At 46.7% G+C, this 14,461-nt stretch carries 8 protein-coding genes; all 8 read right to left on the minus strand.

All coding sequences use genetic code 11. From position 1 onward, the window contains the following. Positions 1 to 67 precede the first annotated feature (67 nt). The 8 genes from Pla110_RS08935 to Pla110_RS08970 all read right to left on the minus strand — a co-directional run bounded on the left by Pla110_RS08935 (position 68) and on the right by Pla110_RS08970 (position 14,289). Positions 68 to 1,858 (minus strand): WD40 repeat domain-containing protein, encoded by a 1,791-nt coding sequence (locus Pla110_RS08935; protein WP_197440607.1) that lies wholly within the window; start codon positions 1,856 to 1,858, stop codon positions 68 to 70. A 258-nt stretch (positions 1,859 to 2,116) separates the two neighbouring features. Continuing rightward, positions 2,117 to 2,689: a hypothetical protein gene (locus tag Pla110_RS08940; protein WP_144995284.1), complete on the minus strand. Its 573-nt coding sequence runs from the start codon at positions 2,687 to 2,689 to the stop codon at positions 2,117 to 2,119. Between the two features lie 372 nt (positions 2,690 to 3,061). After that, a complete protein-coding gene (locus Pla110_RS22605; protein ID WP_197440608.1) occupies positions 3,062 to 5,044 on the minus strand; it encodes a hypothetical protein in 1,983 nt (660 codons plus the stop codon). A 240-nt stretch (positions 5,045 to 5,284) separates the two neighbouring features. Beyond that, positions 5,285 to 6,529 carry a serpin family protein gene (locus Pla110_RS08950; protein WP_197440609.1) on the minus strand — a complete coding sequence of 415 codons (1,245 nt, stop codon included), beginning with the start codon at positions 6,527 to 6,529 and terminating at the stop codon, positions 5,285 to 5,287. A 266-nt stretch (positions 6,530 to 6,795) separates the two neighbouring features. After that, a complete protein-coding gene (locus Pla110_RS08955; protein ID WP_144995288.1) occupies positions 6,796 to 8,442 on the minus strand; it encodes a hypothetical protein in 1,647 nt (548 codons plus the stop codon). A gap of 440 nt (positions 8,443 to 8,882) precedes the next feature. After that, on the minus strand, positions 8,883 to 10,361 hold the full coding sequence (locus Pla110_RS08960) for a sodium/proline symporter (RefSeq protein WP_144995289.1): 1,479 nt from the start codon (positions 10,359 to 10,361) through the stop codon (positions 8,883 to 8,885). 102 nt (positions 10,362 to 10,463) lie between these two features. Continuing rightward, on the minus strand, positions 10,464 to 11,252 hold the full coding sequence (locus tag Pla110_RS08965) for a cupin domain-containing protein (protein ID WP_144995291.1): 789 nt from the start codon (positions 11,250 to 11,252) through the stop codon (positions 10,464 to 10,466). 151 nt (positions 11,253 to 11,403) lie between these two features. After that, entirely contained in the window at positions 11,404 to 14,289 is a 2,886-nt protein-coding gene (locus tag Pla110_RS08970) for a CHAT domain-containing protein (protein ID WP_144995293.1), read from the minus strand. Positions 14,290 to 14,461 lie beyond the last annotated feature (172 nt).

Below are 14,461 nucleotides of genomic sequence, written 5' to 3' on the forward strand. Positions count from 1 at the left end.
TGCTAACTGACGATCCTGAAGTGTTCTCAGTGGACTTCCACAGGCTAATGCATCCGATCACGCTCGTTTATCGTCGCATCAGTAGTAAGTTGATGATCGTTTCCGCTTCCTCTTTAAAACTTATGATCGAGTCTGCGTCGTCTGAGGAGAAGCGAGATGACGTGAAAGACTTGACTCGTTGCCATCGCATCAGAACGGAATCTTCTTTGATTTCTATTGTCCAACCCTGATTCTCATACAGGAATCTCGCCAGTTCATCGTGAATTACTTCCTTTGTTCTTTCTAGATCTGGAGAACGAAGCGTATAAGCTTCGGAGAACTTCTTAAGAGCGTCGCTTTCGTTAAGGTCAATATCCTGAAATCCGATCCACTCGGCTATACTATTGAAGAGAAACTCTGGCTGAATGAGCATCTCCGGTAGAGTATCAGATATGTGTGGAAAGATGATGCATAGTTCTTTGAGTGCGACCCGGTTCTCTCTGGATTGCTCCGTCCAGGAAAAAATGCCCAACATAATTGGGTAATGGGTTCCCTCGCCAATCAGAATATGTTCAAAGTGCCCATCAATCTTGCCTTCGAGAAAACTAAAACGTGGCAACGAACTTGGAATCTCTCCCTGAGTCATCTTCCAGTTCAATCGTTCTCCAACATTGATCATGCCGGACTTCCGGTGTTTCTTATTCCGTTCTTCATGTCTGGAGATTACTCCTACCATCAACAATAGCATCACTGAACCGAACAGATAGATATAGATCTGTGATGTGTGATGCCCTTTCAAGACTCTTGTCTGCTGACCATTGGCACTGTGAAATATAAAGATGTCTTCGATGAAACCCTGCCCCGCGATTTGTTCATCATTGGGCGAAAACTGGATGTTACGCGTACTAGGCCAAGTCGCTTTCCACATTTTCTGAGGCTCATCATTGGCGAGCGACCACATCTCTGCACGAGATCCCGAGTCAACCCACACGATTCGATGATGCGATTGGTCAATGTCGATCGAATGAATTTCCTTACGATCCCGATATAACTCTTTAACCAGTTCTCCCTCAGGTGAATATAGTTCGACTGTGCAATCCAGCATGTCTTTACCAGTGACGACGAGCACAACAGGTTCAGGTTCAGTTTCTATCATTCGGACGAACTGCACCGGTTGTTGATATTCGATTCGCTTCACCGGTCCAGAGCCTACTTCCCTGTCCCAGAAATATACTGGTGAAGGGCCAGGTAAAGAAGCAAGGGAATACCGACTTGCAGCGATATATCTACCATCATTCGAAATCGCCACCGGCCCGAGTTCCAGATTATCGAGTACTGAAAGCTCTGTATAACTATCAGTCGCTTTCATGTCCCAAGTCAGAACATTCGACACGCTCGTGGCTGCTAGAAACTGTTCGTTGGCAGAAGCAGTAACACGAACGATTCGATTTTCACGATCTTCATATAGCAACATGCGTGGGCTTAGATCCGCTCCCAGAATCTGAACCTGATACATTCCATACACTACAAGCTGATTGGTCCTGTCAAGCGGTACAACTCCTCCGAGATAGTCTGAGATCAGGCTTGAATCAGAGTCTAGGTTTAATGATTCATCAAGCAGAGAGATTCGAGGCGGAGGGTAATCGTTGAAAGCTCCGTTCTTGGGGTACGAGAGCATGAACAACGTTGGTTCGTTGATTAATTCATGAATCCAGGTCGAGCGGCCAAGCTGGTGTGTTTCTCCTGCGATCCTTTTACCGGTTCCCACGTCCCAGACAATCATTTCTGTATCAGTGTCATCGCTAGCCGCAGAATAAATTTTCGAACCGTCAGCGCTCCAGGAGATGACGTCGACCCAAAGAGTATGACCCCTGGTCATCAATTGATAGATCCAAAAACCTGTAATTAGGAATAGAATTAAACCAGCACTCAAAAAATATATTCTTGAATGCGATGTCGGTATTCTCATCTCTATTCCTTTTGTTGAATGTCTAGTAATCGTTGCGGGAATCGTGAAAGTGGAAGGTGAAAACGAATTACGCAATCTCAACACAAATGATCAAGTACAATTGAATTTTGCAGGAGCGTTGATCGAGTATGCAATTAGCTCCTCGATGTCTCAATAAGAAAAGTGCTATCAGTGGTCATTATCTTCGTATCGTTCGATATCATCTATTGTCCATTCATCAACGGGCTTGTCCTGAAGCTGTAACTTAACATTCGATTCGTAGACCCGCCGAGAAATCGCCGCAACTTGATGCATGCGTTCTAGAAAATGCTTCCACCCATTTCCCGCCAATAACATCGCCGGGACTTCACCGAGCGACTTGCCGTTGTGATCGATCAGCTCGTAGTACACTCTGGTAGACGTTCCGCTATTATTGTCGACACGGCGAGAACCTTGACGCACATGTGCGAGGTCTGCTGTCGGCATTCGAATTGTCCTAAACCAGCCTCGTAGGACAACTTCTTCGGTCGTTAATTGCCCACCGATAAACATCCAGCGGTAAACCATGAACGTAAATAGCGGTCCAAGAATTAGTGGGAATGCTATCGCCCAAGGATCCTCTAAGATCGCTGATGGATGCGTCATTGCGTACAGAAGACCGAATACCGACGGAGCCGCACCGACGATTCCCAAAAGCAATCCCAAGTATCGGATTAGTGGTCGCAGCGTAATCGTAATTGCTTTGTTGTCGTGAAGCGGCATGCTACCACCTGTTAGTGTTTGAAAAGTCTATGCCATGAATTAAAACCTTGTTCAGTTGTGCGGAGACTGGCGTTAGTCGGATGGATTGTTCTGCATCTACAGTATGACTCTTATTACGAGGTGCGGTGGTGCCGAGTCTCCGCATATTGGATGAAATACAGATTCAGTTGGCCAGCCTGCAGGCATGTTAGCAGCGTTCTATTTCGCGAGTAGGAGCGAGCTGTAGTAAGTCGACCGAATGCACCATGTGCTCAGTAGAGAACAAGCTACCTCCTGTCTTGCAAGAGATAGCTTATTCTCGTCGACCTTAAACAACCTTGAATCCCGAATGCGTTATTTCTAAGACTGCGAAACAAGGGTAAAAAGTAACTGCTAAAATGGAAGACTTTTCAAAAAGTTATTGCTCTTCGGAGTCGGTAAAGGCTTAACATTCTTTTTCTTCTTCGGAGCAGTAAAGGAAGTCTCACCGGAGTCCGTTCGAATCTTACGATTGTCTTGCTGAGGTTGGTACTGAGGTTGGTACTGAGGTTGGTACTGAGGTTGGTACTGAGGTTGATACTGAGGTTGATACTGAGGTTGATACTGAGGTTGGAACTGAGGTTGGAACTGAGGTTGGAACTGAGGTTGGAACTGCGGTTGCTGGTCAGGAATAAATCCACCCTGACCTTGGTTCGGGTCAATAGACCCTGCGATAATTTGCAGAATTCCTGATGCAATCTGCCGTCCCTGGTCGTCACGGGCGGGACTCGCTAATTGATCGGCACCGATCTGATTTAGCAGGTCGGCCATTTGCTGGTCAGAGCCTCTGTCTTCCGGTGCAGCTGTACGCATCGTTCCCACGACCGATTCCAAATACTCTTTTTGATCTTCAGAAAGGTTAGAATCTTCAACTTCTTTGGAAATGAAGATGATTTCTTTCCAGTCTTTCAGCAGGAAAGCATTCTTGGCTCTGCCGCAATAATCATTCATTTGGGCTTGCTCGCTCTCGTTTTCTGCTGCAGGTATTTCCTGTATAGCAGAGCGAACGGAATCATGTAGAGAAACTCTGTTCTCAAGATGCGTCAGTAGATCTACTTTTTCGAACTTTGTTATTGCTTTCCGCAAGCGGTCCAGTGTCACCTGGTTCTCCTGCTGAATCGCCCAGTCGATAGCTAACCGCAGTAGTTTGTCCGCAGAGATGAGCTTATGAGTTCGCAGCAGTGCTTCTTCGCCAATTGCTAACTGGATTGCCACGTCAGCCAGAAGTTGACAATTCATTGTGTTACGAGCAGTGTGAAGCAGTCTGATGTCAACGTACTTTTCAAAAGGACGATCGAGGTACTCATCTGGAACGACAGGAGTGAACAATAACTCGGAAAGCTTTGCTTCCAGATCTTCTGTCGTCGATTCTTCCTGATACTCATTTTCGGTATCAGTGGTGGTGTTTTCAGTATCCTCGATTGAGATACGGGAATCGGACTCCAATTCTACTACATCGACAGACGAAACTTTCTCTTGCTGTTCGACGCCGATTGGAACATCGAAGCTGGACTCGTCTGAATCAGTCTCTTCTTCCAGTAGAGCTCGCGATGCTCCTTGGATAATCTGCAGAATACCGTTTGCAATTGCCCCCTGTTGCGATTGAGGTTGCTGATATCCTTGCTGAGAGTAGCCATTCGAGTTGAATTGGTTCTGATTGTAATTACCGTTGTTCTGGTAACCGCTATTGGGATATCCATTATTCTGGAAACCCGAATTCGGCTGAGGGATGAATGGAAGGTTGGCCGGCACACTGTGAGAACGATACACATAGTAAGGTCGTCCCCAGCTTCCATATTGGTATTTAAGCGTGGCTTGACCAACGGTGTAGCCTTGTTGATACCCACCGTTTATATATTTGTGATTTCGGACTTCTCCCGTGTTGGGATTGATCACCGTTTGAATGGTGGTGACTTTATCATCAAAGGTGAGTTTCCCTTTACCCAATGATCCATCATTCTTCTTCTTTTTGGGAGGAGGGTTAAATTCAATCTGCCTTTTCTTTTTCTTATATATAGTGGGGTCGAATGGGGAATTCTTGATTGGCTCATTGTCCCAGGTCCTTGGATCCAGCGGCGTGTTGGCGATCCCTCCAAAACGACTTTCACCTTCCAGAGATTCGTCGTATTCGGTTTCATCAGATTCGTCCATGGTGACGTTTCTACCTTCAACATCGACTGGCATGAATACACGCAGGCGACCTTCCTCATCTTGAAATACATACCCTCGAAACTCCATATCGGAAGGGTCGTTGGCGGTAGCCTGTTGAGTGAAGACGGTCATTAATAACAGACTGCCAGTCAAGGCAGCGTAAATAGCAATGCTGAGATGTTTCATGATGCTCTTATCCTGAAAGCGAATCGTGGAAAGTTGATTAGTGCTCGAACGATGAAATTCGATATGTTCACTACCTGATTGTTAATATGAGCTGAGCTGAACGGAACGGGTAACTTACAAGTTGTTATTATATTTCCTTCTGGTATTGAGAGATCACCGCGAAGTCGAACTGTGTCTGCTTTTGTACTTGTATAACAAAGAGAAACTATGAGGATTCAGAGGATCTCTTTACTGGCGAAATCAATATTCCGGTTGCTCCACTCGGCCAAAGAACAGGACTGCACCGGTGCGGTGGTCTCTGATTAAGAACAGAAAAGGGTGATCGGCATGGAAAGTGAGGACTGGTTTTCCCTGTTTTCCGGGGCCGGAAGGCGCATAACTATTTATGACGGCCGTGGCTGCTGCAGCTTCAGTCCCCTTTTCATCCACCTCGATGAAAGCTTGATGAATCACATTGGAGATTTTTAACTCTTGACGCTGAGACATGGCAGAAAAGTCGGCACCATTACTAAATGCTGATTTCATGCCTAACGACTTTAGAGCGTCCGAGAGTCTGAACTGAGACCGCATCATGAACTTTGGTATTCGAGTATTCACTGGTCTGTCTCGTTGCAACTGCCTCATCCATTCATTGAAACGGCCTAGAGTCAGTTTGTCTTCTAAGGTCGAAAGACCATCAGTATTTATGGGAAGAATAACCACAATCGACAATTCCTGGTCTTGATAAGGAATTGAAAGGATTTCAGCATCCTCATTTCTGGTGTACCAGAACTTCTCCTGCTGCTGCATTGTTGGTACATAAACTTTGTTCGCCGGCGTGAGGTGGAATGGAGACTTTCTTGTTGATTCTTTACGGAAAGCAGATGACCATTTACCTTCGAAATGAATTGCATTCGTTAGTACTATCTTAGTGTCGGGATCCAAAACTCCAGAGCCAATCAGGTCAACAATCTTGTGCTGAGTCTCCTGCTTAACCCACTCATTGATTGCTTTCCTTGCCTGCTCTGGTTCGGAGAAGTCCAGAGTCTCTAACTCGGCACGATATTTAATTCTCGTCAGTTGTAGAAAATCACTCTCGAGCTGAAATTCTTTGTGTCCCCACAGTCGATTTGCAGTACAAAGTGAATATCCATTATGGCTGCCCTTACTATTTAACAGGCTTAACAGCGTGGAGAATCCTTCATGTGCGTTCTGATGTTTACTCAAGTGTAATACTGAAGCCATTTCTCGTTCTGTGAGTCCCTCAGCCCCTCCGTAGGTCATTGCTAACGCCGTCGAGATGCTCGCTGGTGAAAAGAACAGATTACCCTTTTGCTGTCGAACCTGCTGGTACAGGTCAAAAGCAAACTGGTTGCTGGACCTGACCACCTGTTGCGTTTCTTCTGAAATGAAAATCTTGTTTCCGCGCGGTTCGGAGTTGCTATTTATTAATTTGGGAACCAGGCGTGGCTGTTTAGCTTCCACTGGATCAGCGAATATAGTCATTCCTAAACTGATCAATACCAGACAGTATCCAGTGTTTCGTAATGTTCGCATTCTTTTATCCCTGTTTTGGTAATATGACTACTCAGTTATGGAGTAAAGGATCATTTCTTAAATCACGGGGAAGGCAATAAACGGATATTCTTAATGTCCAATTCCAGTCATGTGACACAGTGGAGGAGAAAGTGCAGTATGAAAGGAATAACCAGTCACAAAGTATGCGGCTGGCTATTCTTCTCTAGTTTAGGTTAGTTTGGAAAATGGCTGATCTATAAACTCTGTTGCTTAAGAATCTCTTGAAGTCGACCCTTGAGCATTGTTTGTTTCAGAATATCCTGAGACTCTGTTTTCGAAGAGACAATGTTAAAATTGGTTTCAGGGTATAAGTCTAACAGGCCGTCGTTAGTATTGACTGCCACAACCAGTGCCGTCTTGGCGTCATTGAGTTGCTTTCGAGCTGGTTCACCACCATTGCCACGGTCAAACAGAGCTGTGACTGGGTATTGACTGGTGTATGTCATCTGCTGGCCACTGGGGATATCAATCTGCTCTTCGTTGAGGGTGACGTAGAAAATATCCGTGTTCTCCGAGTTATCGATCGTGACTTCGAATGACTCCCGCCACAATTTCCAACCTTGGGCTCCAAGTTGTCGAAAGGCGTAATTCCCTGGTTTTATTGTGAATCGCAATTCGCCAGCCTCAATTCCTGATTCGAAAACAATCACTTGAGAGTGGTTCACAGGTAATTGTTGGTTTTCACCAGGTTGTAGTGTGTAATTGACCCCTTCCACTTGATAGTTGACTCCTTCTCCGTTCTCTTCTGGGTTCTGTATAATAATTCCTATTGCAATAGAATCATCTGTTGATTCAATTTCGGGTTCACCCATTCCCAAGTTCATGTTCAGCATGTCACAAGTACCTGGATCATAAACCTGAAGTTCCCCTTCACCGCCGGTTCCGACCAATGCACAGCCGTCTGGCAACATGAACTGCATGTCTTGGGGAAGTGCTGGCATCGTCAGAATCTGACCGACTGGCAGTCCCGGAACGAATCCTCCATCTGGATATGTCTGATCCTGTAACAATTCGTTGGCTTCACTGAGGTTGATTACATCGTCGAAGGAACTGATTAGAGCATCTGGTGTAAATCCTGGAGGGAATTGTGCCGGATCAACTGCTTCTAATCGGTTTACCAGTTCGTTGATATCTTCTTCAGTCACTGCCTCACCATTTTCCGCTTTGGCTCGAATCTCTTCGAGTTGTTCGGCGACAGCCGGGTCTTGTGCTGCATCGCCCAGTTGGTCTTCCATTTCATTTATCGCTTTTCCAGTTTGAGCATGGACTAACTCGGTTGCCAATTCTTGTGATTCTGCATCAATCGGTTCGAAAAGATCGATGCCAGGTTGGGAATTGGCTCGTGCCAGAGGCATTTTAGCTTTGGGGATAGTATTGGACTGAACCGAAACATTACGTCGAACTGGGGTCTGGACAACATGAGTCTGCGGAATGTATTGCGGTTGCGGTTGTACTTCGATAGGAGGCCGGCTTCTTTCAATATACTGCTCTCTGCGATCTTTATGCCTCTCGATTCCACTGGCAATGTTGTCCCAAATGTTGATGTTGGTAGGACGTGGATCGAAACCTTCATGATGCTTTCTGGGAGGGTGTGAATTTCCCGTGACACCCGGAATAACGACGTGCCCCAAGATCTTTCCTTCCCCCGTGTTTACTCGACCTGTGTGGCTTCTTCGTTTGGGGTAGTGTGGGCTGCGTTTGATTAAGGAATCGAAATTTCCTAGAAACTTATTGTTGGAGCGGCTACTTCTTTTTCCAGCCTGAGCTTCACTTGGGAAAGATCCGCAAGACAGCAATGTGATGATGAATAAACAGATGGCAGACTTAAATAGGCTAGGCATGAAATCACTTTCTGAATAGTAGGGGCTAAATGAGAAAGAAATGCTGCAGGACACTCATTTAAATGCCTGATGACCTGCTACAACCCCTTATCGTGATTGCTCTCCAACTCGGACACAGAATGCGAAAAATAGAGAAATCGTAGCTATAATCGTCTCTTTCCTGAATATCCTGGTCCATCTACGGGCATGTGTCGGCGTATCCGTGCAGCATCGAGAACAGCCACAACCAGATTTGAGAAGGGGTTCTAGAACGACCTTCTTTAATTCAATTCGCTTGCGGAGTAGAACTGACTCACCTGAGTGAAAACAGAGTTGAAACTCGCGCAATCATGTATTTCAGTATCCATGGGATTTGCCATCAAGATTATGGCTATAACAAATAGAAGTGACTTGAGAGACAATTGTCTGACAGACTTTCTATCAGCTAGGGGAAATTGATATTACGCTTTTTGAATTACTCGTGGTGGGCTTCCTATCCACAGCAAAGCCAACGGGGCTATCCAGGGAACGACGCGTTCAAATGGATCGCCTGGGAGATGTGCCCAGTTAACCAACAGTGTCATTAATCGATTGAATCCGATAGGTTCAATTTGACCTAGCGCGTTGAAAAAGACGGTCAGGCCAAATCCGCAGATCATAGCAATTAGGATCGAAAGCCCTCTTGGTTCGAAAGACAATACTCGCATTACGACAATGGGGCCAAAAGCAGCGCCCAGTGCCGACCAGGCAAACAAAACTCGAGCGAAAATGGTGCTTTCGATTGTCAGGGTCATCCAAACGGCGACTGCGGCGATCAAGAACATAACGATGCGAGAAACTAGAACTTCACGATCAGGAAACAGACGCGACATACCCATGTCATGGGATACGGCTGCCGATGCAGAAAGCAAGATGGAGTCAACGGTGGACATCACCGCCGATAAGACTGCTGCAATCACGATACCAGCCAGAACCGGTGGAAGCAGGTCATCAGCCAACTGGTAAAAGAGCGATTCACCGTTAGAGTCGCCTCCCACTAAGGCTCTTCCTGATAATGCCAGTGTAGCCATGCCTATAAAAACGACGACTCCCCAACTGAGTGCTATTGCAAACCCTCGCATGCGTGCTGCTTCGTCTTTTACCGCCATAAGACGCGCAAGTAAGTGAGGCTGACCCATTGCTCCAATTCCCACTCCCCAGACTCCCAATACAAATCCCACTAGCAGGAACCCTGAAAGTCCGCCCGTGATATCAAGGTATCCTTCCGGGGCGGATTCGGCCAAAGTACTGAAGAGCTGGAAAGGACCGCCTGCCGCAAATAGTGCGGCTATGGGAAGCGAGATTGCCACGACTGCCATTAATAGTCCTTGCAACATATCAGTAACACTCACTGCCCAGAATCCTCCCAGCAAAGCGTAGGTCAGAACGACGGCAGCTCCGATCAATACTGATTCGTTCGTCGCCAATCCGAATTGAGATTCAAAGGCGACTGCCGCAGCTCCGAACTGAGCCGCAATGTAGAAAATAAAACAAAAGACGACAAAGACAGAAGCGGTCATTGCGATCAAGGTCCGCATTGGACCGGAGACCTGCGCAGTAAGATAATCAGTGAGTGTAAGATGATTCATTTCGGCTGTTTCTTCTCGGAGTCTCCGACCGAAAAACAACCAGACCGCTACGTAGCCCCCCCAGACTCCGGGAATCATCCACAAGGCAGAAAGTCCTTTGGAGTACACAAAACCAGTAAACCCCAGGAGCACCCAGGCCGAAGAAGTGGAAGCGGCATAACTCAATCCTGCAGTCCAAGGTCCCAGCCCTTGCCCGGCCAGGAAGAAGTCGGATTCTGTTTTGGTACGTCTAGAAGCCCAAACACCCACCGAGATGAGCATGACTTTGTAAACGATTAGGGTGACCAGAACGATCTGGGTATTCGTATCCAAAGTTACGTCTCCATGGATAAAAAGTCTGCTAAATTGAGCTCCGGAACTCAGGACAGAGTGCTGAATAGACCCAAGAGGAGCCACAGCCCGGTATCATGGGCTCTAGAACAGTTCAGCAGCTTCACGCGAAGTAATCTTAGGTGCCTTGAAAGTGTCGGTCCCCAGTTGATCCGCCCGATGGATATCAATATTGATACGGCCCCTCAATTGACGATGGTCCTCCACGTTGATCAATTTACTCGTAAACAAATAACAATCGTTGGTTTTGGCAGTCAGCCAATGAATATTATTTCGATAGTCAGAGATGCTGGACCATGTTCCAACTCCTGCATTTTTATCGTGGACTGTCTGGCGAACGATCATATGATTATCCTGATCTTCTAGACGATCATACTGCCGCACTTCGAATTCTCCCGAGACACACAGAAAAGCACTCACCATATTGGAATGTCCATGCGGCGGAATACTACTTCCTTTGCGGACATGAGCGACTTTAGTGATGAGGGCACGACGAGGCTCTTTGGTATCCGTTGATTCCTGGCTGGCAGTCGCTTGAAGTTCAACTCGATGAAACAGTTCACCGCGATCAGCGGGCATCTGGTCTAGTATTGTTTTTCTAAGTGATTCAAAGTCGAGTCGTTGTTTCAGTTGATTCATGGGGACTCCGGCATAGATCTGATCCATTGCCTCCTGCCAGTGAAGAGCCGAAACCTGATGGGAGCCGAGGTTAACCGAGTTGGTATGCAATTTCTCAATCCAATCCGAAATGTCCAGCTCCGCAGTTTCATCATCCGCCAGGCCAACCCTGCCGAACGAAACTCCTAAGGCGGACATTCCCAGTGCGGATATTCCGAAAGTCTTGAGCATTAATCGTCTGTCGATATTGGGCATGGTAAGAGACTCCTGTTAGATTGGAATTAAGTAGTCCCGATCGATTCAACAGAGAATCTTTACTACTCACTTCCGAAATGAAGGCATATCAATCCGCTGAATTTGCTGCTCTTTGTTCTATGACGGACATTGAATAGGGTTCGCCCCTCGATTATCGCCAATCACCACTCAGCACAAATGCAGCCCAGAAATAAGGGGGGCTGTTTTTCGGATGGCTTTCTTCTTTTATTTGTTTATTGCGGACGCGAAAATCTCGGCGTGGACCTTCTCGCAACATCCAGAGTTGGGCTTCACGCATGGCGGGAAGCATGTCCATCTCTTTTCTCCAGAAGTTATCGTAAAAACGTTCCATAAGGCGTCGCGTCTGATTGTCATCTACTTTCCAAAGACTGGAGACGACAGTTTTTGTACCGGCGACTTGAAATGCCCGTTGCAGTCCCAAAACTCCTTCACCGCCGGCCAATTCTCCGAGACCAGTTTCGCAAGCGGATAACACGGCGAGTTCAACCCGGCGAAGATCCAATTCGGCCACATCAAGAGCAGTTAAAACTCCATCGTCTCCTTGGTCGACCGGTTGATTGGCTCCTGCAAACACTAAACCCGATAATAGACCGGGGTGATATGCCATTTCAGATACGGAAGAGTCGCCCCCACGACCTTTGGTCATTTCCATGGCTGATCGCAGTTCTTCCGGAGCAAAAAAAGCGTGAGTGGCAAAATGCAAATACTCAGCACCAGGTGCTTTGTCTCGTACATTCCCTTCCGATGCATTTCCGTCAGTAAGTAATGTAAGATTGCCATCGTCGTAGACTCCTTTGAAGGAGTTCGCGATGGTAAGTGCTTCGCCACGAGTCGCGGGGAGATCTGACCAATGGTAGATTCCGCCCGCCCTTCTCCGGCGCCTCGCTTTAGGCTTTGGAGTTTCAGGTTCCTGCTCGGGAGTGACCAGATTCTCAAAATCGACTCCGCCCACAACAAGCATTGCCAAGGGCTCATTATCCGGAATATCGAGTGAGGGTGGTCCCAGAATCTGCGGTAACAATTGAGCGACCGGTAGAATGGACAACAGATGGTCTTCCAGTAGATACGTATCTGCCGCGCTGCCTGGAAGGGCCGAGAAAGGAATGCGATTAAGGGAGCCATCAGGTGAAACGAGTACCGTCATATCGGGTGAGAGATGTTTAGCGATTGGTTCCCAGACAAGTTCACGAACTACCTTAGCAGCAGATCGCTCCTGTTGATGATTTCCAGTTGTCTGGAGATATCTTCGCCATTCGTTCACCGCTTTATTGATCGGAACCGATTCGCCTAAATCGATTAATACAGGTTTATTCCCTTTCAGGGAGACAAAAACAGCGATGTGTTGTTGTCCTGGCTCAGTCAACGACGGACCTGTCGGCGCTACTTGTAGGAATTCAAAATAATCGACCAGAATGCAGTTCTCGGGGAAATTGGATTTCCAATGATCATAGGAAAACTGCCCAAGGGTTGCCGCATTCGACTTCTCATGGTTGATCAATTGTTGCTCAAGAGCTTCCTTTTCCTCCTTCAATATCTGAAATTGTTTCTCACGCGATTCTTCTCCACGCGAAGCGGTCGTCATGGCGAGGTTGGTAAGCTGTAATGTTGCTGTTTGTAGTTTGTGAAACACGTCTCTTAACTCGGGATGAGAACGGCTTAATTTCATCCATCGTTCACGAGAAAACACACTTCCTTTGTACCTCAATACCCATTGGTAAAGACTATTAGTATCAAGTTCGCTCCGATTGGATATCGAAAGGAGATGGTTTAAATATGTCAGGAACTGGGAGTTCGTTTTAAGCTGCTGTTGTTCTGTTTGAACCCGGCTCGCCATTTCCGCAGTGGTCTGTGCGGTGTCTATCGCTTCCAGTAAATAGGGGATCGACTGAGCATAATCCCCTTGCGCATCGTAAAGACGAGCTAAGTCATACTGTGTGTCGGCAGTATCAAGATGATGAAGTCCAAACAATTCTGTTCGCAGTACTAGAGCTTCTTCAAGTTGTTCTTCTGCCAAGTCATATTTCTGCATGCGAACATTGTGCAGCCCGGAATTGTTCAATGTCCTCGCGTAATCCGAATGTTGCTTGCGGTAGACTCGTTCAAAAATGGCTAAAGCTTGCTGGTGTAATGTCTCTGGTTCCTGCAATTCACCTTTGCGACTCAATAGTAGCGCCATTGATTCCAGGACATGTGCATACTCAGGTGAATTATCTGAGTGGTTATTCTTCGTGAGCAATAACGATTCTTCTAGCAGCTTTTCAGCTTCATTACTTTCCTGTAACCGTTCATGAACTAACGCCAGATTGTGAAGGCTGGGAGCTAAAGACTCAGGATTGGATTCCGGCTGTCGATAAATAGCAACTGTTTGAAGATAATACTTTTGAGCCTCAGAGTAATTACCCATCTGATAAAAAAGATTGCCTAAACCGTTGTAGGCACCTGCGAGATCATCGGGAGAGTCTTCCAAATCCTTTGAGAGCGTGAGCGCCTGGTTCAGGTTAGATAGAGCCAGCTGATAATTCCCACGTTCAACATACATGCTTCCTAAAGCTGTGTAGCAGGCAATCGTCTCTTGATCGGGCTCCTCAGATTTTGAAAAAGAATGTTCTTGTGCTGTTGTCAAAGCTGCTTCGAACATCTGCTGAGATGATTCATAATCTCCCAACTGAAGATAAAGACGCCCCAAATCTGACTGGAGACTTCTAATATGCAGCCAGTCTGTAACCTCATCAGAGCCAGCGTCTGTCTTGGGAAATTCCTGGGATAAACTAAGATTGAGGCTGGCAACTTGGGATTGTAGTCCCTCGAAATCAGTGGGGAGCTCCCGCTCATAAGAAAGCCGAGGCTCAGCGTAATCGTCTGTCGCACGGGAGGGGGCGAGAATGATCTGCGGCTCAAATACAGCCTGAGCCCACGTGCAATCGCTGCACCACAAACAGCAACTGGAAAATCCCAGCCAGAGACACCAGGAATAAATTGATGATCGTTGATTTTTGGATGGAGAGCTCAAAGACATTCTCCCCCTTGTGTTAAATCTCAACCGGAATGAACAATACCAAACTCCTGTTCCATTATGTCTACTCCAAATCTCTTCCTGAAACCTGTATCATCCGATTATCGCGGTGAGTATAAAATGATCCTCTGATAAAAGAACAATTCAGCGTAACATGCCGTCCAGAGTGCTTCTC

Origin of the sequence: Polystyrenella longa, from assembly GCF_007750395.1 — a bacterium.
GTDB lineage: Bacteria > Planctomycetota > Planctomycetia > Planctomycetales > Planctomycetaceae > Polystyrenella > Polystyrenella longa.